Raw genomic sequence first — 22,927 nt, 5'->3', positions numbered from 1 at the left:
CGCAAAACGCCCGGCACATGTGCCGGGCGAGTTTTATCAGTCCAGCATCTTACGAATCACATAATGTAAAATGCCGTCGTTCTGGTAATAGGTCAGCTCTGTTGCCGTATCAATACGACACCGGCAATCCAGCACTTCTGTCGTTCCATCTGCGCGCGTTAACTTCACCGGAACGGTTTTACCCGGTTGCAGATTTTGCAGACCGCTGATATCAATCTGCTCTTCCCCGGTCAAACCCAGCGTTTTACGCGTTACGCCCTGCGGGAACTCCAGCGGCAGGATCCCCATCCCGATCAGGTTTGAGCGGTGGATACGTTCAAAGGATTCGGCAATCACCACGCGAACCCCGAGCAGACGCGGACCTTTTGCCGCCCAGTCGCGACTGGAACCGGAGCCGTACTCTTTACCGGCAATAACGGCCAGCGGCGTACCCTGCTGCTGATACTTCATGGCTGCGTCATAAATTGAAATGACCTCTGTATCCGGCAGGTGGCGCGTCATACCCCCTTCCACGCCTGGGACCATTTCATTGCGAATGCGGATGTTGGCAAAGGTCCCGCGCATCATCACTTCGTGGTTACCGCGGCGCGAACCGTAGGAGTTGAAATCGCGACGTTCCACGCCACGACTTTGCAGATACCGACCTGCCGGACTGTCCGCCTTGATGCTACCCGCAGGGGAGATATGGTCGGTGGTGACGGAATCGCCCAGCATCGCCAGAATGCGCGCGCCGTGAATATCTTTCAGCGGTGCAGGCTCCGCCAGCATTTCGTCGAAGAATGGCGACAGGCGAATATAGGTGGAATCATCCTGCCAGTCATAGGTATCGGAACCCACCACGTCGATCGCTTTCCATTCCGCTGTGCCTTCGAACACTTCCGCATACTCTTTGCGGAACATCTCGGTGGAAACTTTCTCTACCGCGCGCGCAATTTCGCGCGATGATGGCCAGATGTCTTTCAGATAGACCGGTTCATTTTTGCGATCGTGACCAATCGGATCGGTCGCCAGGTTAATGTTCATGTTTCCGGCCAGCGCATAGGCTACAACCAGCGGCGGCGAGGCCAGCCAGTTGGTTTTCACCAGCGGATGAATACGCCCTTCAAAGTTTCGGTTACCGGAAAGTACCGCGCCAACGGTCAAATCCCCCTGCTTGATCGCCATTTCAATAGGTTCAGGCAGTGGACCAGAGTTACCGATGCAGGTCGTACAGCCGTAGCCCACCAGGTTAAAGCCCAGCTCGTCGAGGTAAGGCGTGAGTCTGGCCTGTGCCAGGTAATCGGATACCACTTTCGAACCAGGCGCCAGGGAGGCTTTAACCCAAGGCTGTGGCTTGAGCCCCAGCTCTACCGCTTTTTTTGCCAGCAGCCCGGCAGCCATTAACACACTCGGGTTGGATGTGTTGGTACAGGAAGTGATAGCGGCGATCACCACGGCGCCGTCAGGGAGCTGATACTGATGCCCGTTCAGAACATAGTCCACCGGACGGTGATCTTTTTGTGCGGCGTTAACTTCCAGCTCATTGCTGGCGGCAAAGGCTTTCGGAACGTTGCTCAGGGCGACGCGGTCCTGCGGACGTTTTGGCCCTGCGAGGCTTGCCTCAACGGTGCCCATATCCAGCTCCAGCGTACTGGTAAATACCGGCTCGTCACCCGGGTTACGCCACATGCCCTGCGCTTTGGTGTAGGCCTCAACGAGAGCCACCTGCTCCTCGCTGCGACCACTGAGGCGCATATACTCCAGCGTAACGCTATCAATCGGGAAAAAGCCGCAGGTCGCGCCATATTCCGGCGCCATGTTGGCGATGGTGGCCCGGTCCGCCAGCGGCAGTGAATCCAGACCATCGCCATAAAATTCAACGAATTTGCCCACCACGCCATGCTTACGCAGCATCTGGGTGACCGTCAGAACCAGATCCGTGGCGGTAATGCCTTCGGACAATTTACCGGTCAGCTTAAAGCCCACCACATCGGGAATGAGCATTGATACCGGCTGGCCGAGCATGGCCGCTTCCGCTTCAATACCACCGACGCCCCAGCCCAGAACGCCAAGGCCGTTAATCATGGTGGTGTGTGAATCGGTGCCCACCAGCGTATCAGGGTAAGCCACCCACTCTTTATCCTGCAATTCACTCCAGACGGCTTTGCCAAGATATTCCAGGTTGACCTGGTGACAAATGCCAGTGCCCGGTGGAACAACGCTGAAGCGGCTGAAAGCCTGCTGACCCCATTTCAGAAATACGTAGCGTTCATGGTTACGTTCCATCTCCAGACGGACGTTTTCGCCGAAAGCATCGTCGTCACCAAAGTGATCGACGGTGACGGAGTGGTCAATGACGAGGTCTACCGGGGACAAGGGGTTAACCTTAGCTGTATCGCCCCCGAGACGCTTAACGGCTTCACGCATAGCTGCCAAATCCACCACCGCTGGCACGCCGGTGAAATCCTGCATCAGCACCCTGGCCGGGCGATAGGCAATTTCTCTGTCTGCATGAGCATTTTTCAGCCACCCTGCCAGAGCCTGGATATCCTCCTCGGTAACCGAGTCGCCATCCTGCCAGCGCAAGAGGTTTTCCAGTAAAACTTTCAACGACTTGGGTAACCGCGAAATGTCCCCAAGCGTTCTGGCAGCCAGCGGTAAGCTGTAGTAGCGCCAGGTTTTATTTTCCGCCTGTAATGTGTCCTTACTGGCTTCGCGTAGGGTTAACGACATAAGCTCCTCCTTAAAAACAGGGATGTCCTGACAATCATCAGGGCTGTAATTAAAGATAACACAAAGATGTCGTAACGTTTTGATAACAACCCAAATTGATAAATTTAGGAATGGTCTAACGCGAGGGATAAAACAAAAAGCCCCGCCGTGGCGAGGTTTTACGATTTAGTGCAAGGCCAGCCAGAGGAGCTGACACCAGAAGAGGATCGACGCTGAGAATACGCCGAGCCATGACCAGTATTTTACGGTTGTCATGTTATTCATCATAGGGACACCAGACTTTAATTATTTAAGGTTGCGAGGTCTGCCCTCGTTCTATATTGCTGATGTGTATTTATTAAGGAGTACAAAAGTGCACGGTCTATATTCAGACTATTTGCATCATTACGCAAAAATCAAAATTATTGTTTTTTGGGTTCGTCTTCCGCGAACACATCAATAAAGGCCTGCTGCTGCGGCGTCAGTTTCCAGGAAGCTGGCACGCTGGTTGCTGGCGCCTTACGGGCTTTGTGAGCATTGTCACGAAGCTGACACATCTCTTTTCTCGCTTCTGTACGCACCGTCATGACCATAATCAACCCCAGTAATTCCAGACAAGAAGAGCAACCACCACCCAGAACAGGGCAGAGCCAAGAAAGACCGCCAGCCAGGCTTTACGCTTAAGCGCGGGATCCCTTTGCGGTTCTTCACTTCCTGACGGCATTGCTAACCTCATACAATCGATATCGCTTATCATTTAGAGACCAAACAATTGGCACAAGTAATCATCTGATGAGATAAATCCTAAAGAAACTTTAGCCGAAAAGCCAGTGAATTTACGTATCCGAGCCCGGGAAAATTCAATCTTTTGACCCGAAATAAATAATTGAAAAGAATAATTTGCACAGCTGTAAATTAGTTTCTACTTTTGTCGCAAATTTGCGACAGTAAAACCATAGTCATCAAATGGGTTATGACGATATATGTCAGTGGGCGTAGATGATGATAATTCTAATTCAGGTTTAAAGCGGAATGACGGTATCTTTCCGCAGGAGAAAGATACCGGGAGTGATTATTTGGCGGGAAGTTTAATGTCTTTAAACATCTCTTCGATGTCTTCATTGGAGCGTAACGCCACAGCTGTATCCACCACATCGCGCGTTAAATGTGGCGCAAAGCGTTGAATAAAATCATACATATAGCTGCGCAGGAACGTGCTGCGACGAAAACCTATCTTGGTGGTGCTGTGACTGAAAATATCATGCGCATCCAGACGCACCAGATCCGGGTCTGAGACAGGATCCACCGCCATGCTGGCAATAACCCCAACGCCCAGGCCCAGACGCACATACGTTTTTATGACGTCCGCATCCGTCGCCGTAAAGACAATCCGTGGCGTTAATCCGGCGCGGTTAAACGCGGTGTCCAGTTCAGACCGGCCCGTAAAGCCGAACGTATAGGTCACCAGCGGGTATTGCGCCAGTTCTTCGATTGTCACTTCGCCCTTCCCCGCCAGCGGGTGATCCGGGGTCACGACAATAGAGCGGTTCCAGTGGTAGCACGGGAGCATGACCAGATCATCGTACAGATGGAGCGCTTCCGTCGCGATAGCGAAGTCTGCATTGCCTTTAGACACGGCCTCTGCGATTTGCGTCGGTGAGCCCTGATGCATATGCAGGGAAACGCGGGGATAGCGTTCTATGAAGCCTTTGATCACCCCGGGAAGCGCATAACGCGCCTGTGTATGCGTGGTGGCAATATACAGAGAGCCTTTATCCGGCCAGGTATGTTCCCCGGCGACGGATTTAATGGCGTCGACTTTGGAGAGCACTTCCCGTGCGATGCGTATGATTTCCTGTCCTGCCGGGGTGACCTGAGTCAGGTGCTTACCGCTGCGGGCAAATATCTGAATACCTAACTCATCCTCCAGCATACGCACCTGCTTACTGATGCCGGGCTGAGAGGTATAAAGACCTTCTGCGGTGGAAGAGACATTGAGGTTATGATTGACGACCTCAACGATATAGCGAAGCTGCTGTAATTTCATGCCAGACCATCCGATTTAGCGCATGCGTCAATCGCTTAAGACGATTTGATAATAAGAAACGGGTTAACTATAACCACTATATCATTTATAGCCAGGCTGTATAGTACGGAACAAAAAATAATAACTACGTAATAAAAAAGGGCCGGAAGTCCGGCCCTTTTACAGGTAAGTTACGGTAAGGGAAGATTATTTCTTGCCTTCAACCCATTTCCCGTCGACAAAGAAGGCTGACCATCCGGTCGCTTTGCCCTCTTTCTCTGCCGCCACGTACTGCTGCTTCGTTTTACGGCTGAAGCGCACCACGGTTTTGTTGCCTTCCGGATCCTGCTGTGGCGCATCGGCCAGGTAACGCAGTTTCTCCGGCAGACGGTCGCGGAAGCGGTACAGCTCTTCTACCAGCGGCGCACGGGTTTCGCGCGATTTCGGGAAGGTGTTGGCCGCCAGGAATACCCCAGCAGCACCGTCACGCAGCACGAAATACGCGTCTGACTTCTCGCACGGCAGCTCAGGAAGCGGAACCGGATCTTCCTTTGGCGGCGCAACTTCACCGTTACGCAGGATCTTACGCGTGTTTTTACAGTCGTCGTTGGTGCATGCCATGTACTTACCGAAGCGTCCCATTTTCAGGTGCATTTCGGAACCACATTTCTCACACTCAACGATTGGACCGTCATAGCCCTTAATACGGAACTCACCTTCTTCGATCTCATAACCATCGCAGGTCGGGTTATTGCCACAAACGTGCAGTTTGCGTTTGGGATCGATCAGGTAGCTGTCCATCGCCGTGCCGCATTTCTTACAGCGGCGTTTAGCGCGCAGTGCGTTGGTCTCCGCATCGTCACCTTCCAGCACGTTGAGAACTTCGTTCTCCGGCACGAGGTTGATGGTGGTTTTGCAACGCTCTTTCGGCGACAGTGCATAGCCAGAGCAACCGAGGAACACGCCCGTGGTCGCGGTACGGATCCCCATTTTACGGCCGCAGGTTGGGCAGTCGATGCTCGTCAGTACCATCTGGTTAGGCAGCATGCCGCCCTCTTCAGGATCTTTCTCGGCTTTCTCAAGCTGATTGGTAAAATCGCTGAAGAAGCTGTCGAGAACTTTCTTCCATTCTGCCTTATGGCTGGCAACCTCATCGAGGCTGTCTTCCATCTGCGCGGTGAAGTCATAGTTCATCAACTCACGGAAGTTCGCTTCCAGACGGTCGGTGACAATCTCACCCATTTTTTCAGCATAGAAACGACGGTTCTCGACGCGAACGTATCCACGATCCTGAATGGTCGAAATGATTGACGCATAGGTGGACGGGCGACCGATGCCGCGTTTTTCCAGCTCTTTCACCAGCGATGCTTCGCTGAAGCGCGCAGGTGGCTTGGTGAAGTGCTGAGCCGGGACCAGATCAACCAGCGACAGCTCGTCACCTTTGTTGACTGAAGGCAGCGTTCTGTCTTCATCACCTTTACGTAACGCTGGCATCACTTTTGTCCAGCCGTCGAAGCGCAGAATGCGGCCGCGCGCTTTCAGGCGGAAATCACCCGCGCCGACCGTCAGCGTGGTGGAGTCGTATTTCGCTGGCGTCATCTGGCAGGCTACGAACTGGCGCCAGATCAGCTGATACAGCTTCTGGGCGTCCGCTTCCATATCTTTCAGCGATTCAGCCAGAACAGAAACGTCAGAAGGACGAATCGCTTCGTGCGCTTCCTGAGAATTCTCTTTGCTGGCGTACTGATTAGGCCCGTCCGGCAGGTATTTCTTACCGAAGTTGTCCTCGATATAGCCACGCACCATGTTGACAGCGTCCTGACTCAGGTTGGTGGAGTCAGTACGCATGTAGGTGATGTAACCCGCTTCATACAAGCGCTGGGCCATCATCATGGTTTTCTTCACGCCGTAACCCAGACGGGTACTTGCCGCCTGCTGGAGAGTTGACGTGATAAACGGTGCGCCAGGCTTACTGCTGGTTGGTTTATCTTCACGATCCAGAACCTGATAACGCGCTTTTTCCAGCAGCGCCACGGCGGCCATGGTCTGATCGCGATTTTCAGGACGGAACGGTTTGTCGTTGTGATGGCTCACCTGCAACGGCAGCGCATCGCCGCCCGGCGTGGTGACATTCGCATCCACTTCCCAGAACTCTTCCGGGACGAACGCTTTGATCTCGCGTTCACGCTCAACAACAAGACGAACAGCCACAGACTGCACACGCCCCGCAGACAGGCCGCGAGCGACCTTTTTCCACAGCAACGGCGAGACCATGTAGCCTACAACGCGGTCCATAAAGCGACGCGCCTGCTGAGCGTTAACACGGTCGATATTCAGTTCACCCGGCTTTTCAAACGCCTGACGAATCGCATTCTTTGTAATTTCGTTGAACACTACACGGCTGTAGCGTTTGTCATCACCCCCGATCACTTCCCGCAGGTGCCATGCAATGGCCTCCCCTTCGCGGTCAAGGTCGGTTGCGAGATAAATGTGGTCTGCTTTTTCAGCAAGCTGTTTCAGCTCGTTAACGACTTTTTCTTTGCCTGGCAGCACTTCGTAATGTGCATCCCAGTTGTGCCATGGGTTAACACCCATGCGGTTGACAAGCGCGCTACGTTCATCCTTTTTAGGCTTTTTAGCCCCTTTGGTGGAGGTAGAGTCTGCGCTCTTTTTGCTGGCTGAGCCACTGGTCGGCAAATCGCGAATGTGACCAACGCTGGACTTAACCACGTAGTCATTGCCCAGATATTTATTGATCGTTTTGGCTTTTGCCGGGGACTCAACGATGACGAGAGCTTTACCCATATTCACCTTTACCTAATTTAATTCTTCCAGGAATACGCCGCACGTTGATTTCCCTTCCGCTGACGACGAGCCATTGATATTGCGACATCGTCAGGGGATATCAACCCCTATGTGTTACCGAACGTCAGAATGGCGACATCCAGGTCATTGAGTTTTCGGGTATTTTTCTCACATCAAAGTTCATTCGTGACGAATTCCCGGTCGAATGTCAAGCAATTCTGTTGCCAGAATGACGAAAGCGCACACTGTACCTGATAAAATTCGTTACGCAACTTTATTAGCATGCAAAAGCAAATCCCGCCAGCCAGCCCCTGTTTCTTATCCCCTCGGATAACAGGGAAAATTTGCCCCCGAAGCGACCCAGGCGTAGACTATTGTCACTGTTTAAGGAGTGGAATATGCAGAATACGACCCAACCCATTGACCGAGCTTCATTGCTTATCGAAGCAAACAAACTCATTCGCGACCATGAAGACACCCTGGCGGGAATTGAAGCGACTGGCGTGGAACAACGTAATGGCGTGCTGGTGTTCAGCGGTGAATACTTCCTTGATGAACAAGGGCTACCCACCCCGAAAAGCACCGCCGTGTTTAACATGTTTAAATACCTGGCGCATACCCTCTCAGAGAAGTACCACCTGGTCGATTAAAACGATAACGCGAGGCATCTGCCTCGCGTTTTTCTTTACAGCAGCGGCTTTTGGCCGCGCTGCAACCAGCGTAGCAGCAGACGATCCGCGCTTTCTGCCGCGCTATTGGTAAAACGGTCGAGCAGGCGCTTGCGTCGGGTGAAGCGCACCCCCACCAGCTCACGGCCTTCCATCAGGTTGAGCAGGAGGTCGTCGCTGGTACCCACTTCATCCACCAGCCCTTTCTCCTGCGCCTGCGTGCCGTACCAGTGCTCGCCCGTAGCCACCTGCTCAATGTCCAGCGTTGGGCGCATGCGGTGCACGAAATCTTTGAACAGATGGTGGGTTTCGTTCAGATCTTCCCGGAATTTCTGCCGTCCCTCTTCGGTATTTTCGCCGAGCAGCGTCAGCGTACGTTTGTACTGACCCGCCGTATGCAGTTCGATGTCGATCTCTTTATTTTTCAGGAAACGATTGAAGTTAGGGATCTGCGCGACCACCCCAATCGAGCCGATAATGGAGAACGGTGCCGCGACGATTTTATCCGCCACGCACGCCATCATATAGCCGCCACTCGCCGCGACCTTATCTACCGCAACGGTGAGTGGGATCTGTTTATCCCGCAGACGTTGTAACTGCGAAGCCGCCAGTCCATACCCATGCACTACGCCGCCCGGGCTTTCAAGGCGTACCACCACCTGATCCTGGGCTGTCGCCACGGCCAGCACCGCCGTCACTTCTTCACGCAGAGAGGAGACTTCATGCGCATCCATGCTACCTTTAAAATCGAGCACATAGACGCGCGGTTTTGCGTCAGCCTGTGGCGTGGCGAGCTTAGCTTTCGCCTTCGCGGCTTTGGCGTCCTGCTTATGTTTTTTCTTCTGGGCTTTTAGCCACAGCTTCTGTTGATGATCGTCAAGCAGCGCCAGAGACATCTCCTCCTGCATCTCTTTATACTGCTCGCTCAGGCGGGTAATGCGTAACTCACCACGCTGACGCTTACGCTGCGTCAGGTTGACAATCAGGACGGCAATCACCGCGACAGCAATAACCACCGTCGCGATTTTGGCCAAAAACAACCCATACTGAGAAAGTAATTCCACGCGTTCCACCTTGATTTAACCACGAATCTTTCACGCCAGTGTACAACAGCCCTGCGCAGGCGTCTCGCTCTGGACATTACCTCTGCGAGGCGGCTTCAGGAATCCCCCGCTTCTGGTTTAAATCTTTGCAAATTGTTAATTTCCCAGCGTTCTGTCCTGTAGACTGATTGAATTCTGACGCTGTTTCGGGCATAAAGCCGAAAAGTCATAAATAAAGGTGCAAGTCACGCCCAATGCGCCTGAGGAGCCACCGTGCATTATCAGCCACAAAAAAACCTTCTACAGAACCGCATCATTCTGGTTACCGGTGCCAGCGACGGGATTGGTCGCGAAGCGGCGCTGACCTATTCTGAATACGGTGCGAGCCTTATTCTGCTGGGACGTAATGAAGAAAAGCTCAAGGCCGTCGCCCGTGAAATCGAAAACGCCGGCGGTACCCCCACGCCCTGGTATACGCTCGATCTGCTGACCTGCACGCCAGCGTCATGTCAGGCCCTTGCCCAGCGGATCAGCACACATTATCCGCGTCTGGACGGCGTACTGCACAACGCGGGGTTACTGGGCGAAGTGCGCCCGATGGATGAACAGGATCCGGAAATTTGGCAGCAGGTGATGCAGGTTAACGTCAACGGGACGTTTTTCCTGACCCAGGCCTTGCTTCCTTTATTACTCAACTCCGATTCCGGCTCGCTGGTATTTACCTCCTCCAGCGTGGGGCGTCAGGGGCGTGCGAACTGGGGGGCTTACGCCGTCTCAAAATTTGCCACCGAAGGAATGATGCAGGTGCTGGCCGAAGAGTATCAAAGCCGCCACCTGCGGGTTAACTGTATTAATCCAGGCGGTACGCGCACCAAAATGCGCGCCAGCGCCTTCCCGACAGAAGATCCGCAGAAGCTTAAAACCCCGGCCGATATCATGCCCCTTTACCTGTGGCTGATGGGTGACGACAGCCGTCGCAAAACCGGAATGACCTTCGATGCCCAGCCAGGCCGCAAACCGGGGATATCGCAATGAGTGATGATCGTCATCAGCAGCGCCAGCAGCGTCTGAAAGAACAGGTTGATGCACGCGTGGCGGCCGCTCAGGACGAGCGCGGTATCCTAATCGTGTTCACCGGCAACGGCAAAGGCAAAACCACCGCCGCATTTGGGACCGCCACCCGCGCAGTCGGGCATGGGCAGAAAGTGGGCGTGATCCAGTTTATCAAGGGTGAATGGCCCAACGGCGAGCGTAATCTGCTCGAGCCGCATGGCGTTGAGTTTCAGGTAATGGCAACCGGTTTTACCTGGGATACCCAGAACCGGGAAACCGATACCGCAGCCTGCCTCGCCGTCTGGGAGCATGCCAAAAGAATGCTTTCAGACCCGTCGCTGAACATGGTGTTGCTGGATGAGATCACCTATATGGTGGCGTATGACTACCTGCCGCTGGAAGCCGTGCTGGAGGCCCTCAGGAACCGCCCTGCACACCAGACGGCGATCGTCACGGGGCGCGGGTGTCATCGGGACATTCTGGAGCTGGCCGATACCGTCAGCGAGCTGCGTCCGGTTAAGCATGCGTTCGATGCGGGTATCAAAGCGCAAATTGGGATTGATTACTGAAAAAAAAGCCCGGTATATTCACCGGGCTTTTCAATTAACCGTTGTTATTACGGCTGCCAGAGCGGCGATTGCTGCTGACCTGGCTATGACGTTTCACCGCACGGCGGATTTGATTCGCCTTCATGCGACGACGATCTTTCTCTACCGCCACTTTCGACGTGGTTTCTGGCGTCAGGCCAACCAGATCGCGCAGGTAGTTGGTTTGCGTCAGATCCAGTTCGGTATAGCCGCCACGTGGCAGGCCTTTCGGCAGCAGAATGTCGCCATAGCGGACGCGAATCAAGCGACTCACCTGGACACCGACCGCTTCCCACAGTCGACGCACCTCGCGGTTACGTCCCTCTGTCAGGGTAACGTTGTACCACTGGTTAATGCCTTCACCACCGGTAAACTTGATGGTTTTGAACGCCGCAGGGCCGTCCTCCAGCTGAACACCACGCGACAGGTCGCGCAGTTTGTTCTCATCAACCTGGCCGAAAACACGAACGGCGTATTCACGTTCCACTTCACGACTCGGGTGCATCAGACGGTTTGCCAGTTCACCATCGGTGGTGAACAGCAGCAGGCCGCAGGTGTTCACGTCCAGACGCCCTACGGCAATCCAGCGGGCGCCACGCAATTTTGGCAGACGGTCAAACACCGTCGGGCGACCTTCCGGGTCGTTGCGGGTACACAGTTCGCCTTCCGGCTTGTAGTAAGCCAGTACGCGGCAGATCTGTTCAGCAGACTCTTTCACGGAGATAAGATGGCCGTCAATGCGGATCTTCAGCCCCGGTACGATTTCAACGCGGTCACCGAGCGTGGCGATTTTACCGTCCACACTCACGCGGCCTGCTTCAATAATGGCTTCGATTTCACGGCGCGAACCGTGGCCGGCGCGCGCCAGCACTTTCTGTAACTTCTCGCTCATTGAGCTTCCTCAGGTGTCGCCTTCACAGGCGTCGAATCAGGTCAAAAACAGGGCGGCGCCCTGCTTTGATGGCCGCGTAGTATATCTGCTTACACCCTTACAAGAAAGGCTTAACATCGCCCACGCCTTCACGAATCACTTCTGGCGCGTCTTCGGTGAGATCCACCACGGTGGTCGGCTGCTGACCAAGATAACCGCCATGAATAATCAGCTCCACCACCTTCTCCAGACGATCTTTGATCTCTTCCGGGTCGGACTCGGTAAACTCACTGCCCGGCAGCATCAGCGATGTGGAGAGCATCGGCTCGCCGAGGGTTTCCAGTAGCGCCTGGGCAATCGGGTTCGACGGCACGCGCATGCCGATGGTTTTACGTTTTTCCTGCAACAGACGACGCGGCACCTCTTTTGTCCCCTTCAGAATGAAGGTGTAGTTACCCGGCGTGTTGTTTTTAATCAGACGAAAGGCCACGTTATCAACATAAGCATAGGTCGACAGCTCAGAGAGATCGCGACACATCAGGGTGAAGTTGTGGCCATCCGGCAGCTGGCGGATGCGACAGATGCGCTCCATCGCCCCTTTATCTTCAATTTTACAGCCCAGCGCGTAGCCAGAATCGGTTGGGTAGACAATAACGCCGCCTTTGCGGACGATCTCCACGGCCTGATTAATCAGACGTGGCTGGGGGTTATCCGGATGGATATAGAAAAACTGACTCATACTTCCCTCTCTTCAATTTGCTGTGGCTGTTCCCAGAGCTGCCAGACAGGCTCAACGCCCGCGGGTAACCAGAGCTTGCGCCCCAGTTCAATCCACGCGCAGGGCTGATGGAAATCTGAACCCTGTGACCCAAGCAGACCAAACTGACGGGCGTAGGCCGCGAGCTGCGAACGCTCATTGGGTGCCTGCTGACACTGGGCAACTTCCATCGCCTCACCGCCGCATTCGGCAAAGTGTGCCAGCAGTCTTTTCAGCCATTTAGCAGAAAGATTATACCGCCCCGGATGGGCCAGCACGGCCTTACCGCCAGAATGATGAATCACATCAATAGCTTGTTTTATTGTACACCACTGTGGGGGAACGTATCCGGTTTTCCCGCGCGCCAGATACTTTTTAAAGACATTCGCCATGGTCGTCGCTTTACCGGCGTCCACCAGAAAACGGGCGAAATGGCCGCGCGTCACCGCCCCACCGTTCGCCAGCTTTCGCGCGCCTTCCAGCGCACCGGGAATATGTGCTTTTTCCAGACGTTCGCCAATCATCTCCGCGCGTTGATTGCGGCGTGTTTTTTGTTCTTGCAAAAAAGCACGCATGGCCGGATGTTCTGTATCGATATTCAGGCCAACGATATGAATTTCGTGGTTTTCCCAGACCGTCGAGATCTCAACCCCGGCCACCAGATCCAGCGCCAGTCCGCTGCGGGCAATCTCGGCGCGCGCGGCGGGAATGCCGTCAGTGGTATCGTGATCGGTTATTGCCAGCGTGCCGACACGCATTTCAACGGCGCGATGGACCAGAGCTTCGGGTGTCAGCAGGCCATCTGAAGCCTGCGTATGGCTATGTAAATCATAAATTACGGCGTAGGTGGTATCGCTCAAAGCACTTCCCATAACAGGTTGGAGACATCCGAAGCCCCTATGATACCGACTAACCGTGAAATACTGAAATCAGGGGTTGACAACACGCCATCGAACTAGTTAACTAGTACGCAAGTTCACACGAGAAAGGTATCTGAAAATGACAGCACATTTCGCTCTGCACGGTTGGTGGCGTACTTCCTGATCTTCGGGCAGTGTCACGCGTCTGCGAAATGCAAACAGATACCCGGCCCGCTACCCAGCGGGCTTTTTTTTGAACAGAATATGAGAACAACAACATGCAAACAGCCAAACCTCATCTCGAACTGCTGACCTGCGAGGCGGCCTATCGCCATAACCCTACCGCGCTGTTTCATCAGGTGTGCGGCGCACGTCCCGCGACGCTGCTGCTGGAGTCAGCTGATATCGACAGTAAGGACGACCTCAAAAGCCTGCTGCTGGTTGACAGCGCGCTGCGCATTACCGCGTTAGGTGACACCGTCACTATCAGGGCGTTGTCTGACAATGGCGCGTCGCTCCTGCCGCTGCTGGATGCGGCGCTGCCTTCAGGCATTGAAAATGAACGCCACCCGGACCTGCGTATTCTGCATTTCCCGCCGGTGAGCCAGCTGCTGGATGAGGATGCCCGCCTCTGCTCGCTCTCCGTTTTTGACGCCTTTCGCCTGCTGCAAAATCTGGTGGCCGTGCCGGAAGTTGAGCGCGAAGCAATGTTTTTTGGCGGGCTGTTTGCTTACGACCTGGTTGCTGGCTTTGAAGATTTACCGGAAACCGAGCAGGGAAACCGCTGCCCGGACTACTGTTTCTACCTGGCCGAAACCCTGCTGGTGATCGACCATCAGAAAAAATATACCCGCATCCAGGCCAGCCTTTTCACGCCGTCTGAGTCTGAGAAAAATCGCCTCGCGCAGCGCATCGCCCAACTGCAACAGCAGATGTCAGAAGCACCGCCCGCGCTCCCGGTGCAGCGTGTTGAAAAGATGACCTGCGAGGTGAGTCAGACCGACGACCAGTACGGCGCGGTGGTGCGTCAGATGCAAAAAGCGATTCGTGCCGGGGAGATTTTCCAGGTGGTGCCGTCCCGTCGCTTTTCACTGCCCTGCCCGTCGCCGCTGGCGGCTTACGATGTGCTGAAAAAGAGCAACCCAAGCCCGTACATGTTCTTTATGCAGGACAATGATTTCACCCTGTTTGGCGCGTCGCCGGAAAGCTCCCTCAAGTACGACGCCACCAGCCGCCAGATTGAGATCTACCCGATAGCGGGAACCCGTCCACGCGGCCGTCGTGCCGATGGCTCCCTGGACCGCGATCTCGACAGCCGCATCGAACTGGAAATGCGTACCGACCATAAAGAGCTCTCCGAACACCTGATGCTGGTTGACCTGGCGCGTAACGATCTGGCACGCATTTGTACGCCTGGCAGCCGCTACGTGGCGGACCTGACCAAAGTCGACCGCTACTCCTTCGTCATGCACCTGGTCTCCCGGGTGGTGGGTGAACTGCGCCACGACCTCGACGTTCTGCACGCCTACCGCGCCTGCATGAACATGGGCACCCTGAGCGGCGCGCCGAAAGTCCGCGCTATGCAGTTGATCGCCGAAGCGGAAGGACGCCGTCGCGGCAGCTACGGTGGTGCCGTGGGCTATTTCACCGCTCACGGTGACCTTGATACCTGCATCGTGATCCGCTCCGCCTACGTTGAGGACGGCATTGCCACCGTCCAGGCCGGGGCCGGGATTGTGCTGGATTCTGTTCCGCAGTCGGAAGCCGACGAAACCCGCAGTAAAGCGCGCGCGGTACTGCGCGCCATTGCTACCGCACACCATGCACAGGAGATTTTCTGATGGCTGACATTCTGCTGCTCGATAATATCGACTCCTTTACCTACAACCTGGCAGATCAGCTGCGTGCGAATGGTCACAACGTCGTTATCTATCGCAACCACGTTCCGGCCCAGACGCTGATTGACCGTCTGGCGACCATGCAAAACCCGGTGCTGATGCTCTCCCCGGGCCCAGGCGCACCGAGCGAAGCAGGCTGTATGCCTGAGCTGTTGACCCGAATGCGCGGCAAGCTGCCGATTATCGGCATCTGCCTCGGCCACCAGGCGATTGTCGAAGCCTACGGCGGTTACGTGGGTCAGGCGGGGGAGATCCTGCATGGCAAAGCGTCAAGTATTGAACATGACGGTCAGGCGATGTTTGCCGGTCTGCCAAACCCGCTTCCGGTAGCCCGTTACCACTCGCTGGTCGGCAGCAATATTCCGGCCGGGCTGACCATTAACGCCTCGTTTGAAGGGATGGTGATGGCGGTGCGTCACGATGCGGATCGCGTCTGCGGGATGCAGTTCCACCCGGAATCTATCCTGACGTCCAACGGCGCGCGTCTGCTGGAGCAAACGCTCGACTGGGCGCTACAAAAGCTGGAGCAGACCAACACCCTGCAACCGATTCTGGAAAAACTGTATCAGGCTCAGACCCTGAGCCAGCAGGAGAGCCATCAGCTGTTCTCCGCCGTCGTGCGCGGCGAGCTGAAGCCTGAGCAGCTGGCCGCTGCGCTGGTGAGCATGAAGGTACGTGGCGAAAGCCCGCAGGAGATCGCCGGCGCGGCAACCGCGCTGCTGGAAAATGCCGCCCCGTTCCCGCGCCCGGACTATCCGTTTGCCGATATTGTCGGGACCGGTGGCGACGGCAGTAACAGTATCAATATTTCCACCGCCAGCGCCTTTGTGGCCGCGGCATGCGGTCTGAAGGTGGCGAAACACGGCAACCGCAGCGTGTCCAGCCGTTCAGGATCGTCCGACCTGCTGGCGGCTTTCGGTATCAACCTGGACATGAACGCCGAGCGTTCCCGTGAAGCGCTGGATGACCTGGGCGTCTGTTTCCTGTTCGCGCCGAAGTATCACACCGGTTTCCGCCACGCGATGCCGGTTCGCCAGCAGCTCAAAACCCGCACGCTGTTTAACGTGCTCGGTCCACTCATTAACCCGGCGCACCCGCCGCTTGCGCTGATTGGCGTTTACAGCCCGGAACTGGTCCTGCCGATTGCGGAGACGCTGCGCGTCCTCGGTTACCAACGCGCCGCCGTGGTACACAGCGGCGGGATGGATGAAGTTTCCCTGCATGCGCCCACGCTGGTGGCGGAACTGAATAACGGCGAAGTGCTGAACTATCAGCTTGAGGCCGCTGACTTCGGGTTGACCCCGTACCATCAGGACGCCCTGGCGGGCGGCACGCCGGAAGAAAACCGTGACATTCTCACGCGCTTATTACAAGGTAAAGGTGAGGCCGCCCATGAGGCCGCCGTGGCGGCCAACGTAGCCATGCTGATGCGTTTACATGGCGAGGAAGATCTGAAAGCCAACGCCCAAAAAGTTCTGGACGTACTGCGCTCCGGTGCAGCTTACGATCGCGTTACCGCACTTGCGGCAAGAGGGTAAATAATGCAGACCGTTTTAGCGAAAATCGTCGCCGATAAGGCCATCTGGGTGGAAGCCCGTAAGCAACAGCAGCCGCTCGCCAGTTTTCAGAATGACGTCGTTCCGAGCAGCCGTCGTTTTTATGATGCGCTCCAGGGCGCGCGTACCGCGTTTATTCTGGAGTGTAAAAAAGCGTCTCCGTCCAAAGGCGTGATCCGCGACGATTTCGACCCGGCGCGTATTGCCGGTATCTACAAGCATCATGCGTCTGCCATTTCTGTGCTGACGGATGAGAAATATTTCCAGGGCAGCTTCGATTTTCTGCCCGTAGTCAGCGGCATCGCGCCGCAGCCGATACTGTGCAAAGACTTTATTATCGACCCGTATCAGATCTGGCTGGCGCGCTTTTACCAGGCAGATGCCTGCCTGCTGATGCTCTCCGTGCTGAATGACGAGCAGTATCGCCAGCTCTCGGCCGTCGCGCACAGCCTGAATATGGGCGTGCTGACCGAAGTGAGCAACGAAGAGGAGCTGGAGCGCGCCATCGCGCTGGAAGCCAAAGTGGTCGGCATTAACAACCGCGACCTGCGCGACCTGTCGATTGACCTCAACCGTACGCGCCAGCTTGCGCCGCGTCTGGGCGCGGGCGTCACGGTGATCAGCGAATCCGGGATTAACAGCTACGCTCAGGTGCGCGAACTCAGCCACTTTGCCAACGGTTTCCTGATCGGCTCCGCGATGATGGAACACGACGATCTTAATGCGGCCGTGCGCCGCGTGCTGTTGGGTGAGAACAAAGTCTGCGGCCTGACCCGTGAACAGGATGCGCAGGCCGCATATGAAGCGGGCGCGATCTATGGTGGTCTGATCTTTGTTGAGTCCTCTCCTCGCGCCGTTAATGAGGAACAGGCGCACAAGGTGATGGCGGCTGCGCCTCTGAGCTACGTGGGCGTGTTCCGCAATGCGGATATTAACGACGTTGCGGCAAAAGCGGACGCGTTATCCCTGAGCGCGGTCCAGCTGCACGGCGATGAAGATCAGGCGTACATCGATGCTCTGCGACATGTTCTGGCGCCTCAGGTTCAGATCTGGAAAGCGCAAAGCGTTGGCGCCACCCTGCCCGCGCGTAACCTGAAGCATGTTGATAAATACGTGCTCGACAACGGCCAGGGCGGCACGGGGCAGCGTTTTGACTGGTCACTGCTGCGTGGCGAAGTGCTGGACAATGTCCTGCTGGCGGGGGGATTAAGCCCCGATAACTGTGTGGAAGCGGCCAAAACCGGCTGCGCAGGCCTCGATTTCAATTCAGGCGTAGAGTCCCAACCGGGCATTAAAGACGCCAGCAAGCTGGCATCGGTATTTAAAACTCTGCGTGCATATTAAGGAAGAGAAGATGACGACATTACTTAACCCGTATTTTGGTGAGTTCGGTGGGATGTATGTCCCACAAATCCTGATGCCCGCGCTGCGCCAGCTGGAAGAAGCGTTCGTGAGCGCACAGAAAGATCCGGCGTTTCAGGCGGAGTTTACCGACCTGCTGAAAAACTACGCCGGTCGTCCGACGGCGCTGACAAAGTGCCGCAACCTGACCGAAGGCACTAAAACTACGCTGTATCTTAAGCGTGAAGATCTGCTGCACGGTGGCGCGCATAAAACTAACCAGGTGCTTGGCCAGGCGCTGCTCGCGAAGCGGATGGGTAAAACCGAAATCATCGCCGAAACCGGCGCGGGGCAGCACGGTGTGGCATCCGCCCTCGCCAGCGCCCTGCTCGGCCTGAAATGCCGCATCTACATGGGGGCGAAGGACGTTGAGCGCCAGTCGCCAAACGTGTTCCGTATGCGTCTGATGGGGGCGGAAGTGATCCCGGTGCACAGCGGTTCTGCCACGCTGAAAGATGCCTGTAATGAAGCGCTGCGCGACTGGTCTGGCAGCTACGAAACCGCCCATTACATGCTCGGTACCGCCGCGGGCCCGCACCCGTTCCCGACCATCGTGCGGGAATTCCAGCGCATGATCGGCGAAGAGACTAAAGCGCAGATCCTCGAAAAAGAGGGTCGCCTGCCGGATGCGGTGATCGCCTGCGTTGGCGGCGGATCTAACGCCATCGGCATGTTTGCCGATTTTATCGACGAAACCAGCGTTGGGCTGATTGGCGTTGAGCCTGCCGGCCACGGTATTGAAACGGGCGAGCATGGTGCGCCGCTGAAGCATGGCCGCGTGGGGATCTACTTCGGCATGAAGGCCCCGATGATGCAGACCGATGAAGGGCAGATTGAAGAGTCTTACTCAATCTCTGCCGGGCTGGATTTCCCGTCCGTAGGGCCGCAGCACGCGTTCCTGAACAGCACCGGCCGCGCGGATTATGTCTCCATCACCGATGACGAAGCGCTGGAGGCCTTCAAAACGCTGTGCCGCAATGAAGGGATCATCCCGGCGCTGGAGTCTTCCCACGCGCTGGCGCACGCGCTGAAAATGATGAAGGAAAACCCGGAAAAAGAGCAGCTGCTGGTGGTAAACCTTTCCGGTCGCGGTGACAAAGATATCTTCACCGTTCACGATATTCTGAAAGCACGAGGGGAAATCTGATGGAACGCTACGACAACGCATTTGCACAACTGAAAGCTCGCCAGGAAGGCGCCTTCGTTCCCTTCGTGACGCTGGGCGACCCCGGCCCGGAGCAGTCGCTGAAGATTATCGACACCCTGATTGATGCCGGTGCCGACGCGCTGGAGCTCGGTATTCCGTTCTCCGATCCGCTGGCGGATGGCCCGACCATTCAGAACGCAACGCTACGCGCGTTTGCCGCGGGCGTGACGCCGAGCCAGTGCTTTGAAATGCTGGCGGCGATCCGTCAGAAGCACCCGACCATTCCGATCGGCCTGCTGATGTACGCCAACCTGGTGTTCAGCCGCGGTATTGATGCGTTTTACGCAGAGTGCGCCCGCGTGGGCGTTGACTCCGTGCTGGTGGCTGACGTGCCCGTTGAAGAGTCTGCGCCATTCCGTCAGGCGGCAATGCGCCACAACGTCGCGCCGATTTTCATCTGTCCACCGAATGCCGATGACGATCTGTTGCGCCAGATTGCCTCTTACGGACGAGGTTACACCTACCTGCTCTCCCGTGCGGGCGTCACCGGTGCGGAAAACAAAGCCGCGCTGCCGCTGCATCATCTGGTGGAGAAGCTGGCAGAATACCATGCTGCACCGCCGCTTCAGGGCTTTGGCATTTCCTCACCGGATCAGGTTACTGCGGCAATTGACGCGAAAGCCGCCGGAGCCATTTCCGGTTCGGCTATCGTGAAAATTATCGAGAAGAACGTGGATAAGCCAGAGCAGATGCTGGCTGAGTTACACGCATTCGTCACATCCATGAAAGCGGCCACGCGCAAGGCGTAACCGTTAACACCGTCTGGCCCCGGCGTCAGGCGGTTTTCCCTTCTCTCTTCCTGAAAGAAGCAGGTCAAAATTGATCCTGTCGATATTTTCGGTGTGAATGACTTTCCAAACTTTCGCGTAAGCGTATGATCTGGGCTCTTTTTAGCGTTACCCTTCTGAGTTCAGAGGTTATTCATGTCATGGCATTCCTTCAAACAGACTTACCTGGTTAAGTTCTGGTCACCTGTTCCGGCCGTTATCGCGGCAGGCATTCTCTCTACTTATTATTTCGGTATTACCGGCACCTTCTGGGCTGTTACGGGCGAGTTTACCCGCTGGGGTGGGCAGCTATTACAGCTGGCAGGCGTCCATGCCGAAGAGTGGGGCTACTTCAAACTGATCCATCTTGAGGGCACACCGCTGACCCGCATCGACGGGATGATGATCATTGGCATGTTCGGCGGTTGTTTTGCGGCCGCGCTGTGGGCCAACAACGTTAAGTTGCGCATGCCGAAAAGCCGCATCCGCATTATGCAGGCCGTGGTCGGCGGCATCATTGCCGGGTTTGGCGCCCGCCTGGCGATGGGCTGTAATCTGGCCGCGTTCTTTACCGGTATTCCGCAGTTCTCGCTGCATGCCTGGTTCTTTGCCGTCGCCACCGCCATCGGCTCCTACTTCGGTGCTAAATTCACCCTGCTGCCGCTGTTCCGCATTCCGGTGAAAATGACGAAAGTTAGCGCTGCCTCTCCGTTAACGCAAAAACCCGATCAGGCGCGTCGTCGCTTCCGCCTCGGTATGCTGGTCTTTTTTGCCATGGTTGCCTGGGCGATTTGCACGGCGATGAATCAGCCAAAACTTGGCCTGGCCATGCTGTTCGGCGTCGGTTTTGGTCTGCTGATTGAACGCGCGCAGATCTGCTTTACCTCCGCGTTTCGCGATATGTGGATCACCGGACGCACCATGATGGCGAAGGCGATCATTGCCGGTATGGCCGTGAGCGCGATCGGCATCTTCAGCTACGTTCAGCTCGGCGTGGAACCGAAAATCATGTGGGCGGGCCCAAATGCCGTCATTGGCGGGCTGCTGTTTGGTTTTGGCATCGTGCTGGCGGGCGGGTGTGAAACCGGCTGGATGTATCGCGCTGTGGAAGGCCAGGTGCATTACTGGTGGGTGGGTCTGGGTAACGTGATTGGCTCTACCATTCTGGCCTACTACTGGGATGACGTCTCTCCGGTACTGGCAACAAACTGGGACAAGGTCAACCTGCTGAATACCTTTGGTCCACTCGGGGGGCTCCTGGTGACCTACGCCCTGCTGCTTATCGCCTTCTTACTGGTTGTTGCACAAGAGAAGCGCTTCTTCCGACGCGCCACCGCCAAAACTGAAACTCAGGAGAATGCCGCATGAAAGAGATCGTGCCTGATTATCGTCTCGATATGGTGGGTGAACCTTGCCCTTACCCGGCCGTCGCCACGCTTGAAGCGCTACCGCAGCTAAAGAAAGGTGAAATTCTGGAAGTGGTGAGCGATTGCCCCCAGTCGATCAATAACATTCCTCTTGATGCCAAAAATCACGGCTATACCGTGCTGGATATCCAGCAGGACGGACCAACCATTCGTTATTTAATTCAGAAGTGACTTCACGATCTAAAAAGGCCTCTCAGAGGCCTTTTCTAGTTTACTGGCTTTGGCCACCGTCGTCGTCTGAGCTTCGGCAGGCATGAATGAATGGTGAGACGTGTTCCGCAAACGGAACAGATAGCACCGTGAGGTAGGCTATGTGCTGGGCTGAACGTCGTGAACTGAAACTGTTTACCTGCACAAACCGGACACTCAAATTTGATGTTGGGGATATCCCCTCCAGCCAGGTGTATGGAACAACCACCTTACAGCAATCACCGGCTGACAGGGGATATATCTTCTGTCAGAAACGATAGCCTGCTGAGAACATAAATACCCACGGATCCAGATGGGTATTGATACTTTGCTGCTGCCCGTCAGCTTTAAAGCGCACGTCCGTATCAATGTCCATATACCAGACCGAGGCGTTGATCAGCCAGTCACGGTTAATCAGATAATCCAGACCAACCTGCCCCGCCATGCCCCACGAGTCTTTCAGGCTGAGATCGGAGAGCCCGGCCTCTTTACCGGTATCGTTAAATTTCTCATCAAAGAAGGTGGTGTAGTTAACGCCTGCACCAATATAAGGGCGCACCTTGCTGCTGGAATCGCCGAAGTACCACTGCGCCATCAGCGTTGGTGGCAAATGGTGAACCGTGGCAATGTCCCCGGTCGGTCCTAAACCGACGCGGTGACGGAATGGCGTGGCGGCTAAAAGCTCGACGCCAACGTTATCCGTTGCCATATACGTAAACGTCAGGCCTAACTGGGTGTTATTGCTGACGTTAAACCCGCCCATACCCAGTACATTATCGGACCCTTCCGTTGGACGTACCGTTGCCGAACCGGCACGAATAAAGAATTCGCCTGCTTCATGCGCGTACGCGCCGCCAGAGAGACTGCTTAAGATAAGGGCTGCCACCGCTAATTTTTTCATATCCGCTCCATCGTTGTGGTTTTAATTGCGGAGGAGAATATACTCACAAATGAGTAATAAGTGATCTAACACAGATCACATTAAAACCAGTAAGTTAACATTCATTGATCTAGGTTAATTTTTGGTGACGCCTCATAAAGCAATAAGTTGTTACCGCGTCAATTTTTGGCATTTCATGGTTACAAAATTTTCTGTCTTCCCTCTCTTGCGCTTCCTGTAG

The 22,927-nt window shown here is 55.5% G+C and carries 22 protein-coding genes and 1 other annotated feature; of the genes, 11 read left to right on the top strand and 11 right to left on the bottom strand.

What is annotated here, in order from left to right; genetic code table 11:
• Window positions 1-36: 36 nt before the first annotated feature.
• From acnA to topA, 6 genes are all read right to left on the bottom strand, one after another.
• Window positions 37-2,712 (bottom strand): aconitate hydratase AcnA, encoded by a 2,676-nt coding sequence (gene acnA / locus SK62_RS09380; protein ID WP_017693321.1) that lies wholly within the window; start codon window positions 2,710-2,712, stop codon window positions 37-39.
• A 165-nt stretch (window positions 2,713-2,877) separates the two neighbouring features.
• Window positions 2,878-2,976, bottom strand: coding sequence for a small membrane protein YmiC (ymiC, locus tag SK62_RS23170; RefSeq protein ID WP_032103392.1), 99 nt, complete (start codon window positions 2,974-2,976; stop codon window positions 2,878-2,880).
• 137 nt (window positions 2,977-3,113) lie between these two features.
• Window positions 3,114-3,278, bottom strand: coding sequence for a hypothetical protein (locus SK62_RS23050; RefSeq protein ID WP_162183706.1), 165 nt, complete (start codon window positions 3,276-3,278; stop codon window positions 3,114-3,116).
• A gap of 8 nt (window positions 3,279-3,286) precedes the next feature.
• A complete protein-coding gene (locus SK62_RS09365) occupies window positions 3,287-3,427 on the bottom strand; it encodes a YmiA family putative membrane protein (RefSeq protein WP_213083754.1) in 141 nt (46 codons plus the stop codon).
• Window positions 3,428-3,763: 336 nt separating this feature from the next.
• Window positions 3,764-4,738 carry an HTH-type transcriptional regulator CysB gene (gene cysB, locus SK62_RS09360; protein ID WP_006810844.1) on the bottom strand — a complete coding sequence of 325 codons (975 nt, stop codon included), beginning with the start codon at window positions 4,736-4,738 and terminating at the stop codon, window positions 3,764-3,766.
• A gap of 186 nt (window positions 4,739-4,924) precedes the next feature.
• Window positions 4,925-7,522 (bottom strand): type I DNA topoisomerase, encoded by a 2,598-nt coding sequence (gene topA / locus SK62_RS09355; protein WP_017384217.1) that lies wholly within the window; start codon window positions 7,520-7,522, stop codon window positions 4,925-4,927.
• Window positions 7,523-7,920: 398 nt separating this feature from the next.
• On the opposite strand from topA, the gene SK62_RS09350 reads away from it, so the two are divergent.
• Window positions 7,921-8,172 carry a YciN family protein gene (locus SK62_RS09350; RefSeq protein WP_003856804.1) on the top strand — a complete coding sequence of 84 codons (252 nt, stop codon included), beginning with the start codon at window positions 7,921-7,923 and terminating at the stop codon, window positions 8,170-8,172.
• A gap of 35 nt (window positions 8,173-8,207) precedes the next feature.
• Here SK62_RS09350 and sohB read toward each other — a convergent pair whose 3' ends face one another.
• Window positions 8,208-9,254: a protease SohB gene (gene sohB, locus SK62_RS09345; RefSeq protein WP_023296716.1), complete on the bottom strand. Its 1,047-nt coding sequence runs from the start codon at window positions 9,252-9,254 to the stop codon at window positions 8,208-8,210.
• A gap of 252 nt (window positions 9,255-9,506) precedes the next feature.
• On the opposite strand from sohB, the gene SK62_RS09340 reads away from it, so the two are divergent.
• Window positions 9,507-10,268, top strand: coding sequence for a YciK family oxidoreductase (locus tag SK62_RS09340; RefSeq protein ID WP_017384219.1), 762 nt, complete (start codon window positions 9,507-9,509; stop codon window positions 10,266-10,268).
• On the top strand, window positions 10,265-10,855 hold the full coding sequence (cobO, locus tag SK62_RS09335; RefSeq protein WP_015570385.1) for a cob(I)yrinic acid a,c-diamide adenosyltransferase: 591 nt from the start codon (window positions 10,265-10,267) through the stop codon (window positions 10,853-10,855). The genes SK62_RS09340 and cobO overlap by 4 nt, the downstream gene beginning before the upstream one ends.
• Window positions 10,856-10,889: 34 nt before the next feature.
• Here cobO and rluB read toward each other — a convergent pair whose 3' ends face one another.
• From rluB to rnm, 3 genes are all read right to left on the bottom strand, one after another.
• Entirely contained in the window at window positions 10,890-11,765 is an 876-nt protein-coding gene (rluB, locus tag SK62_RS09330) for a 23S rRNA pseudouridine(2605) synthase RluB (protein WP_003856794.1), read from the bottom strand.
• 97 nt (window positions 11,766-11,862) lie between these two features.
• Window positions 11,863-12,483 carry an L-threonylcarbamoyladenylate synthase gene (locus SK62_RS09325; RefSeq protein WP_003856793.1) on the bottom strand — a complete coding sequence of 207 codons (621 nt, stop codon included), beginning with the start codon at window positions 12,481-12,483 and terminating at the stop codon, window positions 11,863-11,865.
• Complete coding sequence (gene rnm, locus SK62_RS09320) at window positions 12,480-13,361, bottom strand: RNase RNM (protein ID WP_047719497.1); 882 nt, start codon at window positions 13,359-13,361, stop codon at window positions 12,480-12,482. The genes SK62_RS09325 and rnm overlap by 4 nt, the downstream gene beginning before the upstream one ends.
• Before the next feature lie 139 nt (window positions 13,362-13,500).
• On the opposite strand from rnm, the gene trpL reads away from it, so the two are divergent.
• From trpL to yedF, 8 genes are all read left to right on the top strand, one after another.
• Window positions 13,501-13,545 (top strand): trp operon leader peptide, encoded by a 45-nt coding sequence (gene trpL / locus SK62_RS22865; RefSeq protein ID WP_071524153.1) that lies wholly within the window; start codon window positions 13,501-13,503, stop codon window positions 13,543-13,545.
• Window positions 13,522-13,616: a sequence feature (Trp leader region), on the top strand. It overlaps the preceding gene by 24 nt.
• 23 nt (window positions 13,617-13,639) lie before the next feature.
• Window positions 13,640-15,202 carry an anthranilate synthase component 1 gene (locus SK62_RS22660; protein WP_015570383.1) on the top strand — a complete coding sequence of 521 codons (1,563 nt, stop codon included), beginning with the start codon at window positions 13,640-13,642 and terminating at the stop codon, window positions 15,200-15,202.
• Entirely contained in the window at window positions 15,202-16,797 is a 1,596-nt protein-coding gene (trpD, locus tag SK62_RS09310) for a bifunctional anthranilate synthase glutamate amidotransferase component TrpG/anthranilate phosphoribosyltransferase TrpD (RefSeq protein WP_017384223.1), read from the top strand. The genes SK62_RS22660 and trpD overlap by 1 nt, the downstream gene beginning before the upstream one ends.
• A 3-nt stretch (window positions 16,798-16,800) precedes the next feature.
• On the top strand, window positions 16,801-18,159 hold the full coding sequence (trpCF, locus tag SK62_RS09305) for a bifunctional indole-3-glycerol-phosphate synthase TrpC/phosphoribosylanthranilate isomerase TrpF (protein ID WP_023296720.1): 1,359 nt from the start codon (window positions 16,801-16,803) through the stop codon (window positions 18,157-18,159).
• Window positions 18,160-18,169: 10 nt separating this feature from the next.
• Complete coding sequence (gene trpB / locus SK62_RS09300) at window positions 18,170-19,363, top strand: tryptophan synthase subunit beta (protein WP_003856780.1); 1,194 nt, start codon at window positions 18,170-18,172, stop codon at window positions 19,361-19,363.
• Window positions 19,363-20,172, top strand: a complete 810-nt coding sequence (gene trpA / locus SK62_RS09295) for a tryptophan synthase subunit alpha (RefSeq protein ID WP_015570379.1) — start codon at window positions 19,363-19,365, stop codon at window positions 20,170-20,172. Before trpB ends, trpA begins: the two co-directional genes overlap by 1 nt.
• Before the next feature lie 174 nt (window positions 20,173-20,346).
• The gene (gene yedE, locus SK62_RS09290) at window positions 20,347-21,558 is read left to right on the top strand and encodes a selenium metabolism membrane protein YedE/FdhT (RefSeq protein ID WP_023296721.1); all 1,212 of its coding nucleotides are present in this window, start codon (window positions 20,347-20,349) and stop codon (window positions 21,556-21,558) included.
• On the top strand, window positions 21,555-21,788 hold the full coding sequence (gene yedF / locus SK62_RS09285; protein ID WP_003856774.1) for a sulfurtransferase-like selenium metabolism protein YedF: 234 nt from the start codon (window positions 21,555-21,557) through the stop codon (window positions 21,786-21,788). The genes yedE and yedF overlap by 4 nt, the downstream gene beginning before the upstream one ends.
• A 286-nt stretch (window positions 21,789-22,074) precedes the next feature.
• On the opposite strand, the gene ompW is transcribed toward yedF, so the two are convergent.
• Complete coding sequence (ompW, locus tag SK62_RS09280) at window positions 22,075-22,707, bottom strand: outer membrane protein OmpW (RefSeq protein ID WP_045345089.1); 633 nt, start codon at window positions 22,705-22,707, stop codon at window positions 22,075-22,077.
• Window positions 22,708-22,927 lie beyond the last annotated feature (220 nt).

Source organism: Enterobacter sp. BIDMC109, from assembly GCF_001037885.1.
Lineage (GTDB): Bacteria > Pseudomonadota > Gammaproteobacteria > Enterobacterales > Enterobacteriaceae > Enterobacter > Enterobacter hormaechei_C.
Note: the sequence above shows the minus strand (reverse complement) of the source record. Positions and strands in the feature narration are given on the sequence as shown.

Bases quoted from the DNA above. Each gene is read 5' to 3' on its own strand.
- acnA (WP_017693321.1), bottom strand. From the start codon at position 2,712: ATGTCGTTAACCCTACGCGAAGCCAGTAAGGACACATTACAGGCGGAA.
- ymiC (WP_032103392.1), bottom strand. From the start codon at position 2,976: ATGAATAACATGACAACCGTAAAATACTGGTCATGGCTCGGCGTATTC.
- SK62_RS23050 (WP_162183706.1), bottom strand. From the start codon at position 3,278: ATGACGGTGCGTACAGAAGCGAGAAAAGAGATGTGTCAGCTTCGTGAC.
- SK62_RS09365 (WP_213083754.1), bottom strand. From the start codon at position 3,427: ATGAGGTTAGCAATGCCGTCAGGAAGTGAAGAACCGCAAAGGGATCCC.
- cysB (WP_006810844.1), bottom strand. From the start codon at position 4,738: ATGAAATTACAGCAGCTTCGCTATATCGTTGAGGTCGTCAATCATAAC.
- topA (WP_017384217.1), bottom strand. From the start codon at position 7,522: ATGGGTAAAGCTCTCGTCATCGTTGAGTCCCCGGCAAAAGCCAAAACG.
- SK62_RS09350 (WP_003856804.1), top strand. From the start codon at position 7,921: ATGCAGAATACGACCCAACCCATTGACCGAGCTTCATTGCTTATCGAA.
- cobO (WP_015570385.1), top strand. From the start codon at position 10,265: ATGAGTGATGATCGTCATCAGCAGCGCCAGCAGCGTCTGAAAGAACAG.
- rluB (WP_003856794.1), bottom strand. From the start codon at position 11,765: ATGAGCGAGAAGTTACAGAAAGTGCTGGCGCGCGCCGGCCACGGTTCG.
- SK62_RS09325 (WP_003856793.1), bottom strand. From the start codon at position 12,483: ATGAGTCAGTTTTTCTATATCCATCCGGATAACCCCCAGCCACGTCTG.
- SK62_RS22660 (WP_015570383.1), top strand. From the start codon at position 13,640: ATGCAAACAGCCAAACCTCATCTCGAACTGCTGACCTGCGAGGCGGCC.
- trpD (WP_017384223.1), top strand. From the start codon at position 15,202: ATGGCTGACATTCTGCTGCTCGATAATATCGACTCCTTTACCTACAAC.
- trpCF (WP_023296720.1), top strand. From the start codon at position 16,801: ATGCAGACCGTTTTAGCGAAAATCGTCGCCGATAAGGCCATCTGGGTG.
- trpB (WP_003856780.1), top strand. From the start codon at position 18,170: ATGACGACATTACTTAACCCGTATTTTGGTGAGTTCGGTGGGATGTAT.
- trpA (WP_015570379.1), top strand. From the start codon at position 19,363: ATGGAACGCTACGACAACGCATTTGCACAACTGAAAGCTCGCCAGGAA.
- yedE (WP_023296721.1), top strand. From the start codon at position 20,347: ATGTCATGGCATTCCTTCAAACAGACTTACCTGGTTAAGTTCTGGTCA.
- yedF (WP_003856774.1), top strand. From the start codon at position 21,555: ATGAAAGAGATCGTGCCTGATTATCGTCTCGATATGGTGGGTGAACCT.
- ompW (WP_045345089.1), bottom strand. From the start codon at position 22,707: ATGAAAAAATTAGCGGTGGCAGCCCTTATCTTAAGCAGTCTCTCTGGC.